The sequence below is a fragment of the Aquabacterium sp. genome (genome assembly GCF_004297345.1).
In the GTDB taxonomy this organism is placed as follows: domain Bacteria; phylum Pseudomonadota; class Gammaproteobacteria; order Burkholderiales; family Burkholderiaceae_C; genus Aquabacterium.
Genome location: NZ_SCTN01000485.1, coordinates 10,150 through 32,968, shown reverse-complemented (window position 1 = coordinate 32,968; position 22,819 = coordinate 10,150). Strand labels below are relative to the sequence as shown.

The following is a 22,819-nucleotide window of genomic DNA, read 5'->3' as shown; positions in this document are numbered from 1 at the left end:
CCGGCGTGGCGGCCATGCAGGCTACCGACGAGCAATACAAGAAGATGATTGGCCAGTTGGGTGTGCTGGTGGGCAAGGTGCAGCAGCAGTCAAACCAGGATGCCCTGGCCATGGAGGCCAGTGCCAGCCGTCAGATCATGTTGATTGCCTTGTTGTGCCTGTTGGGTGCCGGTGGTGCCTTTGGCTATGCCTGGCTGACGCAAGGCCGGATCATTCGCGATGTTCATCTGGCTGCGCATGCTGCCGAAGAGGTGGCGCAAGGGCATTTTGATCAGGACATTCACAGCCAACGCAATGACGAGGTCGGGCAGTTGCTGGATGCGCTCGGGCGCATGGTGCGCGAGCTGTCCTCGTCGCTGCTGACGGTGCAGTCCGCGGCGAACTCGATCGGGCAATCTTCATCCGAGATCGCCGCAGGCAATCAGGATTTGAGCAACCGCACAGAGAACACAGCTTCCAGCTTGCAGCAAACGGCTTCGTCCATGGAGCAGTTGACCGGCACCGTGCGTCACACGGTGGAGTCCGCGCGCTCGGCCAACAGCCTGGTCCACTCCGCCTCGGACGCGGCCAAGCGTGGCGGCAATGTCATGGAACAGGTCGTATCCAACATGGCTGACATTGACACGGCCTCGCGCAAGATCAACGAAATCATCAGCGTGATCGATGGCATTGCCTTCCAGACGAACATCCTGGCCCTCAATGCAGCCGTTGAGGCCGCGCGTGCTGGTGAACAAGGGCGCGGTTTTGCCGTGGTGGCTGGCGAGGTGAGATCGTTGGCCAAGCGCAGCGCTGATGCCGCGCGTGAGATCAAATCGCTGATCAACTCGTCCACCGAACGTGTGGAAGCGGGGACGAAGCTGGTGCAAGAAGCCGGCGTTTCGATGCAGGACATCGTGGCCGGCGTCGAGCGCGTGACCCAGATCATCAGCGAGATCACGCAGGCTGCCGAGCAGGAATCGCAGGGCATTGGCCAGATCAACTCGGCTGTGACGCAACTCGACCAGATGACGCAGCAGAACGCTGCGCTGGTTGAGGAGTCAGCAGCTGCAGCAGAGAGTCTGAAGTCTCAAGCGCAGACGCTGACGCAAGTGGTTGGCAAGTTCAGGCTGTAGCCTTGGGGTTGCGGTAGACCTCGATCAGATCCCCCTGCGGTCCGAACAGTCGAGCGCGCCAGGTCTCTTCCAGTTCCTGCGTTTGCTGCTGCTGTGGGTGAAACTTGCGGCGCCAGAACTTGGGCATGTGGCGAAGCACGTTGCTGATCAGCGCACCGCGTCCGAATAGCGCCCTGTAGCCACGGCGGTTCTCTGCACGGTTGAACAAGTGCCCCTCCTTGATCAGCAGGCGCACCCAGGCTGCGACCACGAAAGGCATCACGAAGGTGCCGACCAGCCAGCCGGCTTGTTTGCGCTCTTTCTGCGTGCCGCCGATGAGCTCGAACACGTCGTAGGCCACGGATTTGTGCTCCAGCTCTTCCAGCGCGTGCCAGTACCAGAGCTTGAGCATCTCCGGATCGGATGATTCGGTCAGGGCCTTGTTGGTGAGCCACTCTTCGGCCAGGTGTGCGGTGAAGTGCTCCATCATGGTGGTGCAAGCCAGTTGCAGGCGGGGCGAGAAGCGCTCCAGCTGACGCAGGCCGAAGCGCACATAGCGTTCAGCCAGATCCACATCCTGCCCCCGTTCGCGGAACAGCTCATTGAGGCGTCCGTGCTCGCGGCTGTGCAGGGCTTCCTGGCCCATGAAGCCCGAAACCTGGGCCTTCAGCACCGGATCGGTGATCTGGTCGCGGAAGTGGCGCACCGACTCCATGAAGAAGCGTTCGCCCGGCGGGAAGGCACCGGAGAAGACCACGAACAGCAGGCTGGCCAGCGGGTTGTTGTCGTAGAAAAAGTAGCGGTCTGCGTTGCGTGAGAACTTGAAATCGATGTGGCGGGGCGGAATGCCCACCTGGGCGCCGGTGAGGGAACGTGTTGCGGTGGTATCGGTCATGGTTGGCGTCTCCGTACTGAGGCTGGCACGTTTGCTTGACGTGCACGATAATCAGCGCCAGTTTGTTCCGAATGTTTATTCGGATTCAATTCGGATCTTCGGGATCCCAGTATTTCGGCCACAGGCCTACTGCCCATGCAACGCGTTCCCCGACAGCAGCGAGCCAAGTCCACCGTCGAAGCCATCCTGGATGCGGGCTACATCAGCCTGGGGCGCCATGGCTTGGCTGGCACCACGACGACGCACATCGCGGACATCGCCGGCGTCAGCGTGGGCTCGTTGTATGAGTATTTCAAGAACAAGGAAGCGATCTATGAGGCGATGCGGGATCGCTTCGTGCGGGATCTGATCGGCGTGCTGCAGCCTTTGACGCCGCGCATCGTGCGCCTGCCCTTGACGGAGGCGATTCCAACCATCCTGTACGACGTGCAGGCCTTGCTGCTGCGCGATGATCAGCGCTACCTGAAGTACGCCCGCGAGGTGTTCAATGCTGATGTGCGCTTCGACCTGAGCGATGTCTCGCGCTCATTGGGCGACATCATCGTGCAGTTCCTGCTGCACAACCCGCAGTACGCCGGCATGCGGCGCTTTGCGGCGATGAGCTACATCTTCGTCAACGCGGGCATGTTCACCGTGATTCGCCACATGTCGGATCCCAATCCGCCCATTTCGTATGACGAGCTGGTCGATGGCCTGGCTCACATGGTGAGCCATTACGTGCGCATGGAGCGGCAACTTGCACGGCGCCAGAGCAGTGCATCAGGAGGCGCGGAAAGCGCGCCTGCCTGACGGCGTAGTTCGAACTCAGCGAGCCAGCAAGGCGCTGGCGATCAGCGCATCGAGCTTTTCCAGAGGCAGGGCCAGGCGCTTGGCGGCATCGTCCACCTCGCGCTGCTTGGGGGCCCACACCGGCGCAGGCCAGCGGGCATCCCAGTCATAGCGGGCGATCACATGCCAGTGCAGATGCGGCACCACATTGCCCAGGGAGGCCAGGTTGATCTTGGTCGGGGCGAGCGCTTCACGCAGCACCGTTTCGACCTTGGCCACGGTCTGCATGATGTGGCTGCGGTTTTCCGGCACGAGGTCGGTCCACTCGGCCACGTGGTCGTTCCAGATCACGCGGTAGAAGGCCGGGTGATCCGCATCAGTGGCGCGGATCACACGCAGCTTGTCGGTGCGCACGACGAGGACGCCCCCGTCCTGCGTGCACAGTTCGCAGCCTACGGCGCGCGATGTATCGAGTTGTCCCATGATCAGACCAGCACGCGTTCGATGCCACCGTTGTTGGCTTGCGCCACATAGTCAGGCATCCAGTTGTCACCCAGGATCTGCTTGGCCATCTCAACCACGATGTAGTCGGCTTCCAGCAGGCCGGTCTTGGCGTCGTCCTCGTAGCGGCTCAGGCCTTGCAGGCAAGCGGGGCACGAAGTCAGCACCTTGACGTTGTCTTTCTCGCCCAGCAAGCCCTTGTCACGCAACTCGGCTTCGCCCTTGCGGATCTCCTGCTCCTTGCGGAAGCGGATCTGCGTGGAGATATCCGGGCGGTTCACGGCCAGCGTGCCGGCCTCACCGCAGCAGCGCTCCGACTTGATCACGCCATCGCCCACCAGGGCCTTGACGGTCTTCATCGGATCCTGCAGCTTCATGGGCGTGTGGCAGGGATCGTGGTACAGGAAGGCACCCTTGCCTTGGAGGGTGATGCCCTTTTCCAGCAGGTACTCGTGGATGTCGATGATGCGGCAGCCCGGGAAGATCTTGTCGAACTGGTAGCCCTGCAACTGGTCGTAGCAGGTGCCGCAGGACACGACCACGGTCTTGATGTCCAGGTAGTTCAGCGTGTTGGCGACGCGGTGGAAGAGCACGCGGTTGTCCGTGATCATCTTCTCGGCCTTGTCGAACTGGCCGGCACCACGTTGTGGGTAACCGCAGCACAAGTAGCCTGGAGGCAGCACGGTCTGCACGCCGGCATGCCACAGCATGGCTTGCGTGGCCAGGCCCACTTGCGAGAACAGGCGTTCCGAGCCGCAACCAGGGAAGTAGAACACCGCCTCGGTATCGGCCGTGGTCTGCTTGGGGTTGCGGATGATGGGGACGTAGTCCTTGTCTTCGATGTCCAGCAGGGCGCGGGCGGTCTTCTTGGGCAGGCCACCCGGCATCTTCTTGTTGACGAAGTGGATGATCTGCTCTTTGAGCGGCGCGGTGCCCACCGAAGCTGGCGGTGCGCTGGTCTGCTTGCGGGCCACCACCTTCATCACGTCATTGGCCACGCGCTGCAGCGGCATGGCGACATCGACCAAGGCCGTGCGGATCAGCTTGATGGTCTGCGGGTTGTTGCTGTTGAGCATCGCCATGCCGGCGGCACCAGCTGGGCGGAAACTCTTCTTGCCCAGCTTGTTGAGCAGGTTGCGCATGTTCATTGACACGTCGCCGAAGTCAATCTTGACCGGGCAGGGCGTCAGGCACTTGTGGCAGACCGTGCAGTGGTCGGCCACGTCCTCGAACTCTTCCCAGTGCTTGATGGACACGCCACGGCGCGTCTGCTCTTCGTACAGGAAGGCTTCGACCAGCAGCGAGGTGGCCAGGATCTTGTTGCGTGGGCTGTAGAGCAGGTTGGCGCGTGGCACGTGGGTGGCGCACACCGGTTTGCACTTGCCGCAGCGCAGGCAGTCCTTGACGGAGGTGGCGATGTCGCCGATGTCCGACTGCTGCATGATCAGCGATTCATGACCCATCAGGCCGAACGAGGGCGTGTAGGCCTCGGTCAGGTCAGCGGCGTGCACGTCATCGCCCAGCGCCTTCAAGGCCGAGCCGCGCAGCAGCTTGCCCTTGTTGAAGCGGCCTTCGGGGTCCACCTTCTGCTTGTAGGCGGTGAAGTTGGCCATCTCGTCATCGGTCAGGAATTCGAGCTTGGTGATGCCGATGCCGTGTTCGCCGGAGATCACGCCGTCCAGGCTGCGCGCCAGCTTCATGATGCGGCCCACGGCTTCGTGCGCCGTCTGCAGCATCTCGTAGTTGTCGCTGTTGACGGGCAGGTTGGTGTGCACATTGCCGTCGCCGGCGTGCATGTGCAGGGCCACCCACACGCGGCCACGCAGCACCTGCTTGTGGATGCGCTTGAGCTCGTCGACGATGGTGCTCAGGGCGGCACCGTTGAAGATCTTGGCGAGTTCGTCGCGGATCTCGCGCTTCCAGCTGGCGCGGATCGTCCAGGTTTGCAGCAGGTTGAAGACGGTGTCGCCTTCAGCGGGCCTGTAGCTGCCGTTGCGATGCTGCTCATAGCCCAGTGCGACCAGTTGATCTCCTACTTGCGTGAGCGGGCTGTCGATGTGGTCGTACAGGAACTGCCAGCGGGTGCGCACGGCGTTGAGCTGTGCCAGCGCGGCAGACACCTTCTCGGCGAGCTGCTCGGGGCTGGGCAGCTCTTCGGCGTCTTCCACCTTGCCCATGGGCAGGTTGCCGCCTTGCACAAAGGCCGTCAGCGCATCGGCAATCGCCAGCTTGTTGCGCAGGCTCAGCTCGATGTTGATGCGCTCGATGCCCAGCGTGTACTCGCCCATGCGCGGCAGCGGGATCACCACGTCTTCATTCACCTTGAAGGCGTTGGTGTGCTTGGCGATGGCGGCGGTGCGCTTGCGATCGGCCCAGAACTTCTTGCGGGCATCGGCGCTCACGGCCACGAAGCCCTCGCCCGAACGGCCATTGGCCAGGCGGATGACTTCGCTGGTGGCGCGGGCCACGCGGTCTTCGTCGTCACCGACGATGTCGCCCACCAGCACCATCTTGGGCAGGGTACCGCGCTTGCTCTTGGTGGCGTAACCGACGGCACGCAGATAGCGGTCGTCCAGGTGTTCCAGGCCTGCGAGGATGGCGCCGCCAGCCTGCTTCATTTCCTCGAACATGAAGTCCTTGATCTCGACGATCGATGGCACGCCCTCGGTGGGATTGCCAAAGAACTCCAGGCACACGGTGCGCACGTGCTTGGGCATGCGGTGCACGACCCAGCGGGCGCTGGTGATCAGGCCGTCGCAGCCTTCCTTCTGGATGCCGGGCAGGCCGGCGAGGAACTTGTCGGTGACGTCCTTGCCCAGGCCTTCCTTGCGGAAAACGCGGCCGGGGATGTCGAGGCGTTCGGTGCGGATCGGCGTTTTGCCATCGGCCTGGAAGTACTTCAGCTCGAAACTGGCGGTCGCTACATCATGGATCTTGCCCAGGTTGTGGTCCAGGCGCACGACCTCCAGCCACTCGGCATCGGGCGTGACCATGCGCCACGAGGCGAGGTTGTCCAGCGCAGTGCCCCACAGCACGGCTTTCTTGCCGCCGGCGTTCATGGCGATGTTGCCGCCCACGCACGAGGCTTCGGCAGAAGTCGGGTCCACGGCGAACACGAAGCCGCCACGTTCGGCCGCATCGGCCACGCGTTGTGTCACCACACCGGCGCCTGTCCAGATGGTGGCCACGGGCTTGCTCACGCCAGGCAGGGTCACCATCTCGACTTCGGTCATCTGCTCGAGCTTCTCGGTGTTGATCACCGCGCTCTTCCAGGTCAGCGGCACGGCGCCACCGGTGTAGCCGGTACCACCCCCACGCGGGATGATGGTCAGGCCGAGTTCGACGCAGCCCTTGACCAGGCCGGCCATCTCTTCTTCCGTGTCCGGTGTGAGGACGACGAAGGGGTATTCGACGCGCCAGTCGGTGGCGTCGGTCACGTGCGAAACGCGGCTGAGGCCATCGAACTTGATGTTGTCGTGGCGGGTGACCTTGCGCAGGACCTTGTTGGTGCGCTCGCGCAACTCGCCCATGTGCTCGAACGTGCGCGCGAAGCGGTCGATCGCACCACGGGCGGCGTTCAGCAGTTCGCCGACCAGGGTGTCGCGCGAGCTGTCGTTGCCCGCGTTCTTGGTGGGTTGGCGGCGCTTATCGACCTCACCCAGGCGGTGATGCAGGGCCTCGATCAGCTGGCCGCGGCGCTTGGGGTTGTCCAGCAGGTCGTCTTGCAGATAGGGGTTGCGCTGCACGACCCAGATGTCGCCCAGCACTTCATAGAGCATGCGGGCGGAGCGGCCGGTCTGGCGCTCGGTGCGCAGCAGGCTCAGCACCTCCCAGGCACGTTGGCCCAGCAGGCGCTGGACGATTTCACGATCCGAGAAGGAGGTGTAGTTGTAGGGGATCTCGCGCAGGCGGGGCTGGCCGTCGCCGTGTGCGTCGGCGGCCTGGGCGGTCATGTGGGTCAACTCGATGGGTGCGTTCATGAAGGCGCCAGACGCGAACAAACCGGTTCAACAAAGAGCAATTCGCCTGGGGTTTGGGATAACGCCCAGGCACTGCGGGGGAGGGTGGTTTTCGCGCCTGAGGCGAGATGTTAACGCAGCAGGTCAAGCCCTCGGGCAGAAAAGGGCAACCGACAGGGGCTTCTGGCTTCGTTTAGGCTCAGCTCAAATCGGTATTCTGACCACCAGTTCAGAATACTCAGAAGTCGAGTTCGCCATGACCCATACCGGAACCAATGCCGTTTTCTGGCCTTATCCCTGCTGGATCGCCCACCGAGGTGCCGGCAAGCTCGCGCCTGAAAACACCATGGCGGCCTTCCGCCTGGGCGCCGAACACGGTTTTGCGATGTTTGAATGTGATGTCAAGCTCAGCGCCGATGGCGAGCCTTTTCTGTTGCATGACGCCGAACTGGACCGCACGACCAATGGCCAGGGCGTGGCCGGTGTTCTGAAGTGGGATGCCTTGTCGCGCCTGGACGCTGGCAGCTGGCATGGCCGCACTTATGCCGGCGAGCCTTTGCTGAGGCTGGAGTCGCTGGCGCGCTGGTTGCAGGCCTTGGGCTTGATGGTCAACCTGGAGATCAAGCCCACGCCGGGCGAAGAGGTGCGCACGGGTCGGGTGGTGGCGCAGCATGTGGCGCGCTTGTGGGCGCAGTCGCAGATCAAGCCCTTGTTGAGCTCATTCAGCGTCGAGGCGCTGAGGGCCGCACAGGAGGCTCAGCCCGACTTGCCTCGTGCGCTCTTGCTGGACAAGTGGAGCCGCGATGCCGTAGATACGGCGCTGGTTCTCGGCTGCCAGGCGCTGGTGGTCAACCAGACGCAACTGGACGAAGAACGCATTGCGGCCGGCCACGCAGGTGGCCTGAAGGTGCTGACCTACACGGTCAATGACGCTTCGCGCGCCAGCACCTTGTGGCTGTCAGGCCTGGATGGCCTGATTACCGATCGGGTGGACCTGTTCGAGCCTCAGGCACGGCTGGGTGCGAATCCGGCCAGACTGATGGTCGAGGCCGAAGAGTTCGCTTGTTGAGCGGATTCGCCGTGAGCCGTCCTCCCGGGCGGCTCATGCGGTGAACTCAATCCCGTCAGCTCAAGCCAAGGCTTTGAGCAGCTTATCGTGCACGCCACCAAAGCCGCCGTTGCTCATGCACAGGATCTGATCACCGGGCTTCGCGTGTTTGACCACCTTGGCCACCAGGCTGTCGATCGTATCGGCCACGATGACTCGATCGCCCATCTCCACCAGCGCTTCGTTGGCATCCCAGCCCAGGCCGCCGCTGTGGCAGAAGGCCAGATCGGCTTCTTCCAGTGACCAGGGCAGCAGGGCCTTCATGGTGCCCAGCTTCATGGTGTTGGAGCGAGGCTCGAACACCGCCAGGATGCGTGTGCCCGGCGCCAGCTTGCGGCGCAGGCCGTCCACGGTCGTGCGGATGGCGGTGGGGTGATGGGCAAAGTCGTCATAAACGGTGATGCCTTTGACCTCACCTTTGACTTCCATGCGGCGCTTCACGTTGGCGAACTGCCCCAGGGCTTCGCATGCTTGTTGAGGCGTCACGCCCACATGCTCGGCAGCCGCGATGGCGGCCAGCGCGTTCATCTGGTTGTGTTCACCCTGCAGCGCCCATTCAACCCGGCCGACGAGCACGCCAGCCTTGAGCACGTCAAACGAGTGCGGCTCGCCGCGGGCACGGAAGCCGGGCGTATCGCCACGCACACCGAAGCGCGCCACATCGCTCCAGCAACCGCGCGCCAGCACGCGGTCCAGCGATTCCTCACGGGCATTCGCCACCAGGCGGCCGGTGCCAGGCACGGTGCGCACGAGGTGGTGGAACTGCGTCTCGATGGCGGCCAGGTCGGCAAAGATGTCGGCGTGGTCGAACTCAAGATTGTTGAGGATGGCCGTGCGCGGGCGGTAGTGCACGAACTTGCTGCGCTTGTCGAAGAAGGCCGTGTCGTATTCATCCGCTTCAATGACGAAGGGATGGCCCGATGCAGGGCGCGTATCAGCAGCGATGTCACCCAGGCGGGCCGACACGCCAAAGTTCTGCGGCACGCCACCCACTAGGAAGCCCGGCTGCTTGCCAGCGAACTCCAGGATCCAGGTCAGCATGGAGGTGGTCGTGGTCTTGCCGTGCGTGCCGGCCACGGCCAGCACATGGCGGCCCTGCAGCACGTTTTCGCTCAGCCATTGCGGGCCGCTGGTGTAGGGCAGGCCCGCGTCCAGGATGGCTTCCATCAGCGGGTTGCCACGCGAGACCACGTTGCCGATCACGAACAAATCGGGCTTGAGGTCGATCTGGTCAACGCCATAGCCTTCGATCAGATCGATGCCCAGGGCGCGGAGCTGGTCGCTCATGGGCGGGTAGACACCGGCGTCGCAACCGGTCACACGGTGGCCGGCTTCGCGGGCCAGGGCGGCCACGCCACCCATGAAGGTGCCGCAAATGCCGAGAATGTGGATGTGCATGAAAGACTCAGAGTTGGCAGAAGGCCTGGCCGGCTGCCGCCACGGTTTGGGCGATGTCATCGGCCGTGTGAGCCGCGCTCACGAAGCCGGCCTCATACATGGCGGGCGCCAGGTACACGCCCTGGTCCAGCATGAGGTGGAAGAACTTGTTGAACTTGTCCGTGCCCTTGGCCATCACGGCCTGGTAGTGCTGGGGCAGGTGATCGGCAAAGAAGAAGCCGAACATGCCGCCCTCGCAATCGGTGGTCAGCTCGACACCGGCTGCCTTGGCTTCGGCTTCGAACCCCGCCATCAGGCTGCGCGTGGAGGCCGACAAAGCCTCGAAGAAGCCGGGGCGCTGGATCAGCTTGAGCGTGGCCAGGCCGCAAGCGGTGGCCACCGGGTTGCCCGACAGCGTGCCGGCCTGGTAGACCGGGCCCAGCGGCGCCAGCTTGGCCATGATCTCTTTCGATGCGGCAAAGGCGGCCAGCGGCATGCCGCCACCGATCACCTTGCCGAACACGCTGATGTCCGGCTTGAAGCCAGGCAGGGCCTTGGCGTAGATGCTCTGTGCACTGCCCAGGGCCACGCGGAAACCGCTCATCACTTCATCGAACACGAACAAGGCGCCGTGCTGGTCGCACAGTTCGCGGATGCGCTTGATGAAGGGCACGCTGGCGCGCACGAAGTTCATGTTGCCGGCGATCGGCTCGATCATCACGCAGGCGATATCGGCACCTTGCGTGGCGAAGGCCTCTTCAATCTGGGCGATGTTGTTGTACTCCAGCACCAGCGTGTGCTGCACCACTTCAGGCGGCACGCCCGCACTGGTGGGGTGGCCGAAAGTGGCCAGGCCCGAGCCGGCCTTGACCAGCAGCGCGTCGGCATGGCCGTGGTAGCAGCCCTCGAACTTGATCAGCTTGCTGCGGCCGGTGAAGCCACGCGCCAGGCGGATGGCGCTCATGCCGGCTTCGGTGCCCGAACTCACCAGGCGCACCTGCTCGGCGCTGGGCACGATCTTCAGGATCTCTTCGGCCAGTTCGATCTCTCGCTCGGTGGGGGCGCCAAACGAGAAGCCCTCCAGCACGGCCTTCTGCACGGCCTCGACCACCTCGGGGTGGCCATGGCCCAGGATCATCGGGCCCCAGGAGCCGATGTAGTCGAAGTAGCGCTTGTCTTCGGCATCCCAGATGTAGGCGCCCTGGGCGCGGGTGATGAAACGGGGCGTACCGCCCACGGCGCGGAAGGCGCGCACGGGCGAGTTGACGCCGCCAGGGATGACGCGCTGGGCGCGTTCAAAAAGCGAGGCGTTCGTGGTCATGCGGACTGCTAACTATCGATCGAAAAGATCAGTGGACGTTGCGCGCGTGGGGCGGCGGGATGTTGGCGTCGTCCATCTCCGGGTGGGTGGATTCGTCGGTCACGACACCCTCGGGTGGTTGTTCGCCAGGAGGCAAGGCCCAGAAGAAACGGTCGGGCACCACGCCACCCATGCCAGGGCGGAAGCCCGAATCCAGCGCCTGATCCAGGAAGCTCAAGGCCTCCGAAACAGCCACATCCAGTTCGGTTCCGCTGGCCAGGATGGCAGCCAGTGCGGCGGACAGGGTGTCACCCGCGCCCACAAAACTGGCCTCGAAACGCTCGAATCGCTCTCCGGCAACGGCACCTTGCGGCGACGCCAGCACGTTGTCAATGAACTGGTCAGGCAATTGCACGCCGGTGACCAGCACGTAACCGCAACCGTGCTCGGCGGCGGCCACGGCCAGCTCGCGGGCGGAGGGCGCGCGTTCGGCATCCCACTCCGGCAGCAGGAAATCGGTCAGGGTCTTGTGGTTTCCCACCAACACGTGACTAGAGGGGAGGATCAATTCGCGGAAGGCTTCCAGATAGGCCATCTGGGCGTCTTCTTCCAGCCATGACATGTTGGGTAAATAGGACACCAGCGGGATGTCTGTGTAATCGGACAGGATCTCGGCGACGGCGCTGATGCCATCGGCGCTGCCCAGGAAGCCGACTTTCCACGATGCGATCGTGACGTCTTCCAGCACGCTGCGCGCCTGGTCCACGATGGCGTCGGAATCGATCTCGTGCGACTCGAACACCTCGGCGGAATCGCGAATCAGCAGGCTGGTGACCACGGGCAGCGCGTGCGCACCCATGGCGGAAATGGTGGCGATGTCGGCACCAATGCCGGATGCGCCGCTGGCGTCATTGGCATTGAAACTCATGACGCATGCTGGCGAGCCCGCGTCCTGGTCTTCGGCGGCGGTGTGGTCTGTTGGACCTGTCTGTGGGGCGTTCATGCGTGTGCAGTATTGGCTAGAAGGTGAGCCCGTGCCCACAAACCCTCGGATTTGCGGGAGCGGCTGATGGCTACAATCAGTTCATTGTATTCAAGCTGGTTTGGACCGACGTGAACGAGTTTCGTACCTGGATGTGCCTGATTTGTGGCTGGATTTATGACGAAGCCGCCGGATTACCTGAAGAGGGTATCGCGCCCGGCACCCGCTGGGAAGACGTTCCGATGAACTGGGTCTGTCCCGAGTGCGGTGCACGCAAGGACGACTTCGAGATGGTTCAGGTCTGATTCCTTGATCGAATTGAATTGGTTCAGGGCCTGACGAGGGCTCTGACAGTCTGGAGGAACGCGTCCGTGTCTGAAGCAGATAGCCCCGAAGTGAAGGCGGCAACCAAAGTGCTGGTCATTGACGACAGCAACACCATTCGTCGCAGTGCGGAAATCTTCCTGAAACAGGGTGGATATGAAGTCGTGCTGGCCGAAGATGGTTTTGACGCGCTCTCGAAGGTCAATGACCACAATCCAGATGTTATTTTTTGTGACATTTTGATGCCCCGTCTGGACGGGTATCAGACCTGCGCCATCATCAAAAGAAACCCCCGTTTCACGAGCACGCCGGTGATCATGCTGTCCTCCAAGGATGGTCTGTTTGACAAGGCGCGCGGGCGCATGGTGGGATCGCAGGATTACCTGACCAAGCCTTTTACCAAAGACCAATTGCTGCAGGCCGTGGCGCAATACAGCGCCGGTTGAGTGCAACAGAGCCTGTAAGCCTGTCTGTCTGACAGGGTGAATAATGTGTGTGCGCCGGCTGGCTGAAAGCCAAAACGAGCGTGCACTGAGGAGTTGAAATGCCTATTCAGAAAATATTGCTGGTTGACGATTCCAAGACCGAACTGCACGTGCTGTCCGAGTTGCTCACGAAAAAGGGCTACCAGGTGAAAACGGCCGAGAACGGCGAAGAAGCCATGCGCCGTCTGCAGGAAGAAAAGCCCGACCTGATCCTCATGGATGTGGTCATGCCCGGTCAGAATGGTTTCCAGTTGACGCGCGCCATCACGCGCGATCCGTCGTTTGCCAACGTGCCGGTCATCATCTGCACCAGCAAGAACCAGGAGACCGACCGCGTCTGGGGCATGCGCCAGGGCGCACGTGATTACGTGGTCAAGCCGGTCAATCCTGAAGAACTGCTGTCCAAGATCAAAGCCTTCGGCTGAGATCGGCAGGGTAAGAAGAAAGAACAAGAGAGCGCATCCAGATGGCCAATAAAGAAGCCCTGAGGGAGTTGCAGCAACGTCTGGCAGATCGTCTGCAGATGGTGCGCCAGCAGGCGCCTGCTCGCAGCTGGCTGGCCGTCGAGATCGCCGGTCACGGCTTTTTGCTGTCGCTGGATCAAGCGGGCGAAATCTTCCCGCTGTCCACCATTCAGCCCGTGCCTCATAGCCAGGACTGGTTCCTGGGTGTGGCCAACCTGCGTGGGCAGTTGCACGGTGTGATCGACATGGCGGCCTTTCTGGGCTTGCCGCAGCGCCAGACCCGCAACCTGGCCGAAGTGGCCGCACGCGATGCCGGCCGCCTGATCGCCTTCAACTCGGGTTTGCAAATGAATGCAGCCTTGCTGATCGATCGCTTGATGGGTTTGCGTAACGCCAGTGCCCTGACGCCCGCTGAGGCAGGTTCAGGCGCGCCCAGCCCCCATTTCATCGGCCAGCAATTGAACGACGTGCAAGGGCGCACCTGGTACGAACTCGACCTGGCCAGCCTGGTGGCTGACGAGGCCTTTTTGAAAATTGATGTTTGACGGGCTCAACCCCGTCTGGCTGTCACAGCTGACTGTTTGGAGTGTAAGGACATGAGTTTCCTGAGTCGAATCAAGGACCTGGGCAAAACACAGGACGACGAGGAGGTCCAGTCGGAAGCCTTGAGCACCGAAGGGATGGTCACGTCCTCGGGTGCCCAGTCTGTGGACACGCAGGCTGCGCCTTCAACCCTTCAGCCGGGCAGCACGATCACGTCGGACTCGATCATCTCGGAGGCTGCGCCTTCCGAGTTCCCGCCCGACTATCACGACAACCGGCTCAAGAACGAGGCTGTTGACACGCCCAACGCTTTGCTGGAGCCCCAGACCGGCCTGCCCGTTATCGGTCAGTGGCGCCTGGACAAACAGCAGCGCTTCATCGGCGGCGCCTTGGGTGTCGGCATGGTGGGCCTGCTCTTGTCGGCCTTCCTGTCGGTGACCTCCGCAGACCGTCGCGCCGCGCAAACCGGGGCAACCGGTCAGGCGCTGATGCAGTCGCAACGTCTGGCGAAGTCGGTCTCGCAGGCTTTGATCGGTCGTGCACAGGCTTTCGGCGAAGTGGCCGATAGCTCCAAGGTGCTGGCCAGCAACGTGCGTGGTCTGGACAAGGGCGACGCCAAGCTGGGTCTGAGCGAAGTGCATGGCGCTGCTAAGGAAGAGCTGACCAAGCTGCTGCCTCTGGTAGACCGCGCCGAGAAGAACGCCGACTACGTGTTGAAGCAGAAGCAGACCCTGACTCAGGTGAGCCAGGCCCTGCGTGAAGTCAACAGCCAGTCGTCCGAACTGCTGGATCTGGCCGAAGGTATCGCCTCGACCAAGATCGACAAGGGCGGTGTGTCTTCCTCTGAAATGTCGTCGCTCAACCAGTTGGTGATGCTGACGCAGCGTATCGGTAAGTCGGCCAACGAATTCCTGACCGTGGAAGGCGTGTCGACCGAGGCCGTGTTCCTGCTGGGCAAGGACTTGAACGCCTTCAAGGAAATCGCCGAAGGCATGCTCAACGGCAATGGCGAGTTGAAGCTGGTGGCCTCCAAGGATCCGGCTGTGCGTGAGCAGCTGGAAGCCCTGCTGAAAATCTTCGAACGCACCCGCACGCAATCGACCTTCATCCTGGGTTCGCTGCAAGGCCTGGTGGCTGCGCGTGATGCTCAGGTGGCGGTGATCGATGACTCCGAGCCTCTGCGCAAGGGCCTGGAGACCGTGCAGCAGAAGCTGACCGAGGGCGCTGGCATCGGTGGCCTGAACGTGGCCATGATTCTGGTGTCGCTGCTGGTGACCGTGGCCTCGGCCTACGGCCTGTTCCGTGTGTTCGTGACCGATCAAACGCACCGTCGTCAGATCGCTGAGCAACAGCGGCAGGAAGCCGAGCGCATGGAGCGCGAAGCCAAGCGCGTGAACGACGCCAACCAGGCGGCCATTCTGCGACTGATGAACGAACTGCAACTGGTCGCTGAAGGTGACTTGACGCAACAAGCAACCGTGACGGAAGACATCACCGGCGCCATCGCCGACTCGGTGAACTTCACGGTGGAAGAGCTGCGTAACCTGGTGTCGCAAGTGCAAGGCACGGTGCAACGGGTGACGGAAACCACCGGTGAGGTGGAAACCACGTCGACCGAACTGCTGGCCGCATCTGACGAGCAACTGCGCGAGATCCGCGAAACCGGTGAGTCGGTGCTGCAGATGGCCGGCCGCATTAACGAGGTGTCCGCGCAAGCCCAGCACTCCGCCGAGGTGGCGCGCCAATCGCTGGCCGCCGCTGACTCCGGTCTGGCTGCCGTGCAGAACGCCATCGGCGGTATGAACACCATCCGTGAGCAGATCCAGGAAACCTCCAAGCGCATCAAGCGACTGGGTGAGTCTTCTCAGGAAATCGGCGAAATCACCGAGCTGATTTCTGACATTACCGAGCAGACCAACGTGCTGGCTTTGAACGCCGCCATTCAAGCGGCATCTGCGGGTGAAGCCGGTCGCGGCTTCTCTGTGGTGGCCGAAGAAGTGCAGCGTCTGGCTGAACGTTCCGGCGATGCGACCCGTGAAATTGCTGCGTTGGTGCGTACCATTCAGACTGACACGCAAGATGCCGTGGCCGCTATGGAACGCTCCACGCAGGGTGTGGTGGAAGGGGCCCGACTGTCTGACGCCGCCGGTTCCGCGCTGGGCGACATCGACCGCGTGTCACGCCGCCTTGCCGAGCTGATTGAGCAGATTTCCTCGCAAGCCTTGCGTGAAGCCGAATCGGCGAACGTGGTGGTGGCCAACATCCAGCACATTTTCGCCGTGACCGAGCAGACCGGTGAAGGTACCCGTTCGACTACGCAGTTGGTGCGTGAGTTGTCCCGTACCGCCAACGAACTCCAGCAATCGGTGGCCCGATTCAAGATCGCTTCCTGAGAGAGCGCATTGACCCATGGACAGCTTGCACCACGACGATCCCTCGCCATCTGACGACCTCAGTGCATTGGCCTGGGTGCATGAGGAACTGCGCAAGTCGCTGGACTCGGCACACAAGGCGCTGCATCGTTGCCTCAAGGATGTGACATCAGCCGGGCTGTCCGACATGGACGCCATGGACCCTGCGATCCTGCGCACGGCCCGTCAGCAGATCCACCAGGGTGTGGGTGCGCTGGAGTTGGCTGGTGTGCCTGCTGGTGCCACCTTGTTGCGTGCCGCCGAAGCGGTGGTCCAGAAGTTCGTCAATCGTCCACAGTCCATCACCGAAGATGCGGTGCGCGACGTCGAGAAGGCGTCGTTTGCGCTGCTCGATTACGTGAGCCGCCGACTGGCTGGCAAGCCTGTTTCGGCCATGGCGCTGTTTCCTCAATATGAGGCGTTGATGGCCCGCGTGGGCAGTGTGTTGCCTCGTCCCACCGATCTGTGGTCGCAGGACTGGCCTGATCTGTCTCTGGAGGCGCCGCTGGCACCGCCTGAGAACGTGTCGGCCCGTGCGGCCGATGCGCGCACTGTTGATGATTTCGAAACCGGCCTGCTGAACCTGCTCAAGCGCAATCAGCCCGCTGATGCTGTGGCTTTGGCCGATCTGTGCGCCGCATTGGCCAGTGGCGCCGTGCAGCGATCCGCGCACCGCGAATCGGCCACGTGGATGCTGGCCAGCGGTTTCCTGGAAGGTCTGGCCGGCGCCCATGTGCCCCTGACCGTGCACGCCAAGCGTGTGCTGTCGCAACTGCTCAGCCAGTTGCGTGTGCTGGTCAAGGGCAACGCCACGCCGTCTGACCGACTGGCCAATGAACTCCTGTTCTTCTGCGCGCAGGCCTCTGATGTGCCTGCTGCCGAGCACTCCGTGCTGGCCCGTGTGCGCCGCACATTTGGTCTGGAGCGCCACAAGCCTGTGGATCTGCAGGCCTCGGCGCTGGGCAAGTACGACCCCGCCTGGGTGGCACAGGCCCTCAAGCGCGTGGCCGGTGCCAAGGATGGCTGGTCTGCCGTCGCGGCAGGCGAGCTTTTGCGCCTGGGTGGTTTGAACGAGCAGTTCTCGCTGGTGGCCGACTCCCTGCGCCGCCTGTTCCCTGACGGGCAGGTGCTGGCTGATGCCTTGACCCATGCCGTGCAGACCACCGTGCAGGCGGCTCAGGCACCGGCTCCTGCGTTGGCCATGGAAGTGGCTACCAGCCTGCTTTACCTGGAAGCTTCGCTGGAGGACGGCGAGTTCGACAATCCGGATCAGCAGCAGCGCGTGCAGCGCCTGGCTCAGCGCATTCAGAACATCAGCGAAGGCCATGAAGCCCAGCCGCTGGAAGCCTGGATGGAAGCGCTGTATCGCCGTGTCTCCGATCGCCAGACCATTGGCAGTGTGGTGCAAGAGTTGCGCAACACCCTGAGCGATTGCGAAAAGCACATCGATCAGTTCTTCCGCGATCCCAAGGACGTGACCCCGCTGGTCAATGTGCCTTCGCAATTGCAATCCATGCGCGGCGTGCTGGCCGTGCTGGGCCTGGATGTCGCGGCGCACGCCACCGTGCGCATGCGCGAAGCCGTGGATCACCTGCTGGTGCCTGATGCCGATCTGGATCAGGCTGCGCAGGATGGCGTGTTCGATCGCCTGGCTACCAATCTGGGCGCACTGGGCTTCCTGATCGACATGATGGGCGTGCAGCCCGCGCTGGCCAAGTCCCTGTTCACCATGGACGAAGCCACTGGCGTGCTGGCGCCCGTGATGGGCCGGGAAAAAAAAACCCAGGCTGACCCGGTAGAGTTTGTTGCGCAGCATGTGCAGCAGGAGGAAGCACACGCGGTGGCCGAAGAGGTGGCCGAGGTGCTGGAGCGTGATGACGCTTCCCTGACCGAGGTCTCCGAGCAACTGCAGAAGCTGGCTGACACGCAGCACGTGCAGGAGCAGGCTGGGCTGGCCGAGAGCGTGGCAGCGGCACAGGCCGCTCTGGAATCCGCTCAGGCCAGCGAGGACGAAACGGCTCTGGCCGCTGCCCGCGAGCAGGTCTCGCAGGTGCTGAGCGACTTCACGCAATCGGTGTCTGACGCCGAAACCCTGCAGCCCGAGCCACAGTTCCCGCCGCAGGCGCCGCTGTCTCTGGCGCCCGCTGCGGCTGCGCCTGAGGAAACGGGTTTGGAAGAAGACGATGAAATGCGCGACATCTTCCTGGAGGAAGCGCGCGAGGTCATCGACAACATGCAGCAGGCCTTGGTTCATCTGGCTTCACAGCCCGATGATGTGGGTTCGCTGACAGCCGTGCGCCGCGGGTTCCACACGCTCAAGGGCAGTTCCCGCATGGTGGGACTCAAGGAGTATGGCGAGGCTGGTTGGGCTTGCGAGCAGATGTACAACGCCTGGCTGGCATCGCAAGAGCCTGCCAGTGCCGATCTGCAAGCCGTGACGGCTGATGTGCTGGGCCACTTTGCACTGTGGACAGATGCCATCTCTGCCAAGCAGGACAAGGGTTGGTCTGCTCAGCCTGTGATCGATGTGGCCGATGCCTTGCGCCTGCGCGGTGAGCGCCGTGCCATTGCTGAAACGGGTGCCGCGCCGGCAGCCGAGGCGGAGAGCCTGCCAGAAGAACCGCCAGAGCCCGTCATTGCAGTACTGGCCGAGCCGATTCAGCCCGAACTGCCGGACGTAGAAGAGATCGAGCCGGCGCCTGCGTTGCAGGCTGAGCCTCGCCCCGCTTTCACCGAGTCCTTCACCGAGCCCGATTGGGAGTTGCCCTCCCTGGGTCAGGCTGTCGACGAGATCAAGGCCGAGTCCCTGCCGGTTGTCGAGACACTGTCGTTCGACGATTTGGACTTGCCTGATCTGCCGCCGCAGTCTGGTCAAGATGTCCATGAGCTGCCTCATGTCGATGTCACTTTGCTGGATATCGACGTCCCTGAGTCAGACACCGTTCTCGATCTGGATGCCTTGCCTGAGGTTGACACTCAGCCTCAGTCGCTGATGCCCGAGCCTGTGCCCGATCACGAGTTGATCGTGCTGGATCTGGCTTCTCCTGCCAATGAGCTTGTGCTGCCTGATGCGGCAAGCGGTATCGAAGTTGAAACCATTCACGCACCGTCCGCGCCTGCTGCGCTGTATTCGGAGCATGAGCAGATTGAAGAAGCGCCATTGGGTGAGGTCGAACTGACCGATCCCAAAGAGGTCGTGATCCTGGACGATGACGATCCCACTCAGGCCGCCGATCTGGATGTCGTGATCCCTGTCGAGCCCGCTGGCTTTGATGCGGTCGATGTGCCTGTTGATGCCGATCCTTCGCCTGATGCAGAGAGTGCGGACGAACAGGTCAAGGTGGTGGGGCCGCTGCGCATCAGCATCCCGCTGTTCAACATCTACCTGAACGAAGCAGACGAGCAATCTCGCCGCTTGTCCACTGCGCTGGGCGAGTGGGCGCTTGAGTTGCACCGTCCTGTGAGCGACGAGGCCATTGCGCTGGCGCACTCGCTGGCAGGTAACTCCGGCACCGTGGGCTATACCGAGTTGTCTCAACTGGCCCGCTTGCTGGAGCACGCCTTGATGCGTTCGCAAGCGCTGGGTGGTGGCGAAACCGAGGCCGCTGCCCTGTTCAACGAGGCAGCAGAAGAAATCCGTCGCTTGCTGCATCAGTTCGCGGCAGGTTTCCTCAAGACGCCATCAGATGAGTTGATGCGCCGCCTGGAGTGGTACGACCACGACGCCTCGCGCCGCATCGAAGCGCGTAGCCTGGTCAGTGACCTCGATGACGAGGCCGCCAGCGACGCACAGACCGATCCTTTTGCGCCAGCTCCGCAAGACGCTGAAGCCATCGTCTTGAGCGATTCTCAGCTGGGTGATCTGCCAGTCGAGGATGCCCGCCCGCACCTGCGCCTGGTTCGCTCGGCTGAAGAGGTCGAGGTCACCCAGCCTGCGCCTTTGGGTGTGGCCGAGTTCCGTGAGTTGTCGCCCCTGTCGGCTGATACCGATCCCTTGCAATCAGGCCTGTCGACATCGCAGCCGCTGACGGGGGCTGGTCCGGTGCATTGGGATGATGAGTCCGACATCGATGCGCAGGACAACGTCGATCCTGACTTGTTCCCGATTTTCGAGGAAGAAGCGCAGGAATTGCTGCCTCAATTGGCCAGCCAGACGCGCCAGTGGCTGGAGATGCCGGATCACCCGGCGGCCGCGGCGGCCTGCATGCGTACCTTGCATACGTTCAAGGGTGGTGCACGCCTGGCCGGTGCCATGCGTTTGGGTGAACTGGCTCACCGAATGGAATCGACGATCGAGCGCCTGTTGGCGTCCGATCAAATCACGCACGCCGACATCGCCCCGTTGGAAGGGCGCGTCGACCGGCTGGTTGAAGTGTTCGAAGCCTTGCGTGCCAATGATGCGCAAAGCTATGACGAGCAGGTCAACCGCGACTTGCCGCCAGCCGAGCCCGTGGTGGCCGCGCCTGAGCGTTTGAGCGCGGCGCCAGCGCGCGAGCTTGTCGAGCCATCGACAGCAGCGCCGGTTGAAGTCGCTGCACCTGAGGTGGCATCCGAGGTGGTGTCGCCGATCACGTCTCGCCAGCAACCCGAGGTCAAGCTGGCACCGATCGACTGGGGCACCTTGCCTCGGGCCGCGCAAGGCCCGACCGCGCGGCTGGACCGCGAGCATGCCCATGCGCCTTCGCAAGCCGTGGTGCGCGTGCGCCCTCAGTTGCTGGATCGCCTGGTCAACCACGCGGGTGAAGTCAGTATCACCCGCACGCGCTTGCAATCGCAGGTCGGGCAGATTCGCGGTTCGTTGACCGACCTGACGGACAACCTGGAGCGTCTGCGCCAACAACTGCGTGACATCGAGTTGCAAGCTGAAACCCAGCTGAGCACCCGCATGGAAGCAGCCCGTGCACAGAGCCAGAACTTCGATCCACTGGAGTTTGACCGCTACACGCGATTCCAGGAGTTGACCCGCATGATGGCCGAGTCGGTGAACGACGTGGCCACCGTGCAGCGCACCTTGCAGCGCAACCTTGAAACGGCAGAAGACCAGTTGGCCGCCCAGGCCCGCCTGACGCGTGACCTGCAGGACGATCTGCTGCGCACCCGCATGGTGGAGTTCGACGGCCTGTCTGATCGCTTGTACCGCGTGGTGCGCCAGGCGGCCAAGGAAACCGGCAAACAGGTGCGTCTGGACATTGTGGGCGGTTCCACGGAAATCGACCGCGGCGTGCTGGAACGCATGACAGGCTCCTTCGAGCACTTGCTGCGTAACTGCATCACCCACGGTATCGAGGATGCGGCTGCACGCACGGCCGCAGGCAAGGATGCCGCCGGTCAGGTCATCGTGGCCCTGCGCCATGAGGGCAACGAAGTGGCCATCGAGTTCCGTGATGACGGTTCCGGCCTGAACCTGGAGCGCATCCGCAAGCGTGCGGTGGCCATGGGCCTGCTGCTGCCGGATGACACGCCCAGCGAAGCCGAACTGTCTCAACTGATCTTCACCTCCGGCTTCTCGACGGCCGAGTCGGTCACCGAGCTGGCTGGTCGTGGCATCGGCATGGACGTGGTCCGATCCGAAGTGAACGCCATGGGCGGTCGCATCGAAACGGCGACCTCGGCAGGCAAGGGCACCAGCTTCACGCTGATCCTGCCGCTGACCACGGCTGTCACGAAGGTGGTGATGCTGCGTTGTGGCGCCATCAACATCGCCGTGCCAACCCATCTGATCGAGATGGTGCGTCGCGCGCGTCCGCAAGAGGTTGAGCAGGCCTACAAGCAAGGCTCCTACGGCTTTGCCGATCTGGTGCTGCCGTTCTACTGGCTGGGCTCGCTGCTGGACTTCAGTCCGCGCGGCATGGAAGGTGGCCGTAGCCTGCCGATCGTGATCGTGCGCTCGGCGCAGCAACGTATTGCGCTGCACGTCGACGAAGTGCTGGGCAACCAGGAAGTGGTCGTCAAGAACCTGGGGCCGCAACTGGCTCGCTTGCCTGGCCTGGCCGGGATGACGCTGCTGGCATCGGGCGCCGTGTCGCTGATCTACAACCCGGTGGCTTTGGCGACCGTGTACGGTGACCGCGCTCAGGCTCAGACGACGCAAGCACTGGCCGCAGCGGGCTCGGAGCTCGACGGTTGGCTGCTGCCTAACAACAAGCCAACGGCCAAGACCGTGACGGAGTCCACGGAGGCGCAGACCCCGCTTGTGCTGGTCGTTGATGACTCCTTGACCGTGCGCAAGGTGACCCAGCGCCTGCTAGCTCGTGAAGGTTATCGCGTGATGCTCGCAAAAGATGGGTTGGAAGCCCTCGAATTGCTGGCACAAGAGCGCCCCGCAGTGATACTGTCGGACATTGAAATGCCCCGCATGGATGGTTTCGACCTCGTACGCAACATCCGTGCGGATCAAAAATTGTCTGATCTGCCCGTCATCATGATCACCTCACGTATTGCTCAGAAGCATCGTGACTATGCGACCGAACTGGGTGTGAACCACTACCTGGGCAAACCGTATGGTGAAGAAGAGCTGCTGGCCCTGGTGGGCCGCTATGCCGCTCTGCATGAGGTGGTGGCCTGATCCACAGTAGTACTGACTTGTTGGCGCACACCACACCTCCTCCATC

The 22,819-nt window shown here is 62.8% G+C and carries 15 protein-coding genes; 9 read left to right on the top strand and 6 right to left on the bottom strand.

Features of this window, described 5'->3' with window-relative positions; translation table 11 throughout:
* A partial coding sequence (locus tag EPO09_RS18815) for a methyl-accepting chemotaxis protein (RefSeq protein WP_290645504.1) occupies positions 1-1,112 on the top strand: 1,112 nt, incomplete at its 5' end.
* Here the strand turns inward: EPO09_RS18815 and EPO09_RS18810 are convergent.
* Positions 1,102-1,986, bottom strand: coding sequence for a metal-dependent hydrolase (locus tag EPO09_RS18810; protein WP_290645502.1), 885 nt, complete (start codon positions 1,984-1,986; stop codon positions 1,102-1,104). The genes EPO09_RS18815 and EPO09_RS18810 overlap by 11 nt on opposite strands.
* A 135-nt stretch (positions 1,987-2,121) precedes the next feature.
* Between EPO09_RS18810 and EPO09_RS18805 the strand changes: the two genes are divergently transcribed.
* Positions 2,122-2,775 carry a TetR/AcrR family transcriptional regulator gene (locus tag EPO09_RS18805; protein WP_290645500.1) on the top strand — a complete coding sequence of 218 codons (654 nt, stop codon included), beginning with the start codon at positions 2,122-2,124 and terminating at the stop codon, positions 2,773-2,775.
* A gap of 15 nt (positions 2,776-2,790) precedes the next feature.
* Here EPO09_RS18805 and EPO09_RS18800 read toward each other — a convergent pair whose 3' ends face one another.
* Together EPO09_RS18800 and EPO09_RS18795 are read right to left on the bottom strand one after the other, a co-directional pair.
* On the bottom strand, positions 2,791-3,237 hold the full coding sequence (locus EPO09_RS18800; protein WP_290645498.1) for an HIT family protein: 447 nt from the start codon (positions 3,235-3,237) through the stop codon (positions 2,791-2,793).
* A 2-nt stretch (positions 3,238-3,239) separates the two neighbouring features.
* Positions 3,240-7,235, bottom strand: a complete 3,996-nt coding sequence (locus EPO09_RS18795) for an FAD/FMN-binding oxidoreductase (protein WP_290645496.1) — start codon at positions 7,233-7,235, stop codon at positions 3,240-3,242.
* Between the two features lie 235 nt (positions 7,236-7,470).
* On the opposite strand from EPO09_RS18795, the gene ugpQ reads away from it, so the two are divergent.
* Positions 7,471-8,283: a glycerophosphodiester phosphodiesterase gene (gene ugpQ, locus EPO09_RS18790; RefSeq protein ID WP_290645494.1), complete on the top strand. Its 813-nt coding sequence runs from the start codon at positions 7,471-7,473 to the stop codon at positions 8,281-8,283.
* A 60-nt stretch (positions 8,284-8,343) separates the two neighbouring features.
* Here the strand turns inward: ugpQ and mpl are convergent, their stop codons facing one another.
* The 3 genes from mpl to EPO09_RS18775 are packed head-to-tail and all read right to left on the bottom strand — an operon-like array spanning position 8,344 to position 12,002.
* Entirely contained in the window at positions 8,344-9,720 is a 1,377-nt protein-coding gene (mpl, locus tag EPO09_RS18785; RefSeq protein WP_290645492.1) for a UDP-N-acetylmuramate:L-alanyl-gamma-D-glutamyl-meso-diaminopimelate ligase, read from the bottom strand.
* 7 nt (positions 9,721-9,727) lie between these two features.
* Positions 9,728-11,020 (bottom strand): glutamate-1-semialdehyde 2,1-aminomutase, encoded by a 1,293-nt coding sequence (gene hemL / locus EPO09_RS18780; RefSeq protein WP_290645490.1) that lies wholly within the window; start codon positions 11,018-11,020, stop codon positions 9,728-9,730.
* A gap of 28 nt (positions 11,021-11,048) precedes the next feature.
* A complete protein-coding gene (locus tag EPO09_RS18775) occupies positions 11,049-12,002 on the bottom strand; it encodes a hydroxymethylpyrimidine/phosphomethylpyrimidine kinase (protein WP_367200092.1) in 954 nt (317 codons plus the stop codon).
* Positions 12,003-12,133: 131 nt separating this feature from the next.
* Here EPO09_RS18775 and EPO09_RS18770 point away from each other — a divergent pair, with 131 nt between their 5' ends.
* The 6 genes from EPO09_RS18770 to EPO09_RS18745 all read left to right on the top strand — a co-directional run bounded on the left by EPO09_RS18770 (position 12,134) and on the right by EPO09_RS18745 (position 22,773).
* Positions 12,134-12,286 carry a rubredoxin gene (locus EPO09_RS18770; RefSeq protein WP_290645506.1) on the top strand — a complete coding sequence of 51 codons (153 nt, stop codon included), beginning with the start codon at positions 12,134-12,136 and terminating at the stop codon, positions 12,284-12,286.
* Positions 12,287-12,352: 66 nt separating this feature from the next.
* The gene (locus EPO09_RS18765; protein WP_290645479.1) at positions 12,353-12,751 is read left to right on the top strand and encodes a response regulator; all 399 of its coding nucleotides are present in this window, start codon (positions 12,353-12,355) and stop codon (positions 12,749-12,751) included.
* A gap of 98 nt (positions 12,752-12,849) precedes the next feature.
* Positions 12,850-13,215 carry a response regulator gene (locus tag EPO09_RS18760; protein WP_290645477.1) on the top strand — a complete coding sequence of 122 codons (366 nt, stop codon included), beginning with the start codon at positions 12,850-12,852 and terminating at the stop codon, positions 13,213-13,215.
* 41 nt (positions 13,216-13,256) lie between these two features.
* Positions 13,257-13,799: a chemotaxis protein CheW gene (locus tag EPO09_RS18755; RefSeq protein ID WP_290645475.1), complete on the top strand. Its 543-nt coding sequence runs from the start codon at positions 13,257-13,259 to the stop codon at positions 13,797-13,799.
* 51 nt (positions 13,800-13,850) lie between these two features.
* Entirely contained in the window at positions 13,851-16,190 is a 2,340-nt protein-coding gene (locus EPO09_RS18750) for a methyl-accepting chemotaxis protein (RefSeq protein WP_290645473.1), read from the top strand.
* Between the two features lie 16 nt (positions 16,191-16,206).
* Positions 16,207-22,773, top strand: coding sequence for an Hpt domain-containing protein (locus EPO09_RS18745; protein WP_290645471.1), 6,567 nt, complete (start codon positions 16,207-16,209; stop codon positions 22,771-22,773).
* Positions 22,774-22,819: the final 46 nt, after the last annotated feature.

Coding starts and splice junctions, on each gene's coding strand:
- EPO09_RS18810 (WP_290645502.1), bottom strand. CDS start 1,986: ATGACCGATACCACCGCAACACGTTCCCTCACCGGCGCCCAGGTGGGC.
- EPO09_RS18805 (WP_290645500.1), top strand. CDS start 2,122: ATGCAACGCGTTCCCCGACAGCAGCGAGCCAAGTCCACCGTCGAAGCC.
- EPO09_RS18800 (WP_290645498.1), bottom strand. CDS start 3,237: ATGGGACAACTCGATACATCGCGCGCCGTAGGCTGCGAACTGTGCACG.
- EPO09_RS18795 (WP_290645496.1), bottom strand. CDS start 7,235: ATGAACGCACCCATCGAGTTGACCCACATGACCGCCCAGGCCGCCGAC.
- ugpQ (WP_290645494.1), top strand. CDS start 7,471: ATGACCCATACCGGAACCAATGCCGTTTTCTGGCCTTATCCCTGCTGG.
- mpl (WP_290645492.1), bottom strand. CDS start 9,720: ATGCACATCCACATTCTCGGCATTTGCGGCACCTTCATGGGTGGCGTG.
- hemL (WP_290645490.1), bottom strand. CDS start 11,020: ATGACCACGAACGCCTCGCTTTTTGAACGCGCCCAGCGCGTCATCCCT.
- EPO09_RS18775 (WP_367200092.1), bottom strand. CDS start 12,002: ATGAACGCCCCACAGACAGGTCCAACAGACCACACCGCCGCCGAAGAC.
- EPO09_RS18770 (WP_290645506.1), top strand. CDS start 12,134: ATGTGCCTGATTTGTGGCTGGATTTATGACGAAGCCGCCGGATTACCT.
- EPO09_RS18760 (WP_290645477.1), top strand. CDS start 12,850: ATGCCTATTCAGAAAATATTGCTGGTTGACGATTCCAAGACCGAACTG.
- EPO09_RS18755 (WP_290645475.1), top strand. CDS start 13,257: ATGGCCAATAAAGAAGCCCTGAGGGAGTTGCAGCAACGTCTGGCAGAT.
- EPO09_RS18750 (WP_290645473.1), top strand. CDS start 13,851: ATGAGTTTCCTGAGTCGAATCAAGGACCTGGGCAAAACACAGGACGAC.
- EPO09_RS18745 (WP_290645471.1), top strand. CDS start 16,207: ATGGACAGCTTGCACCACGACGATCCCTCGCCATCTGACGACCTCAGT.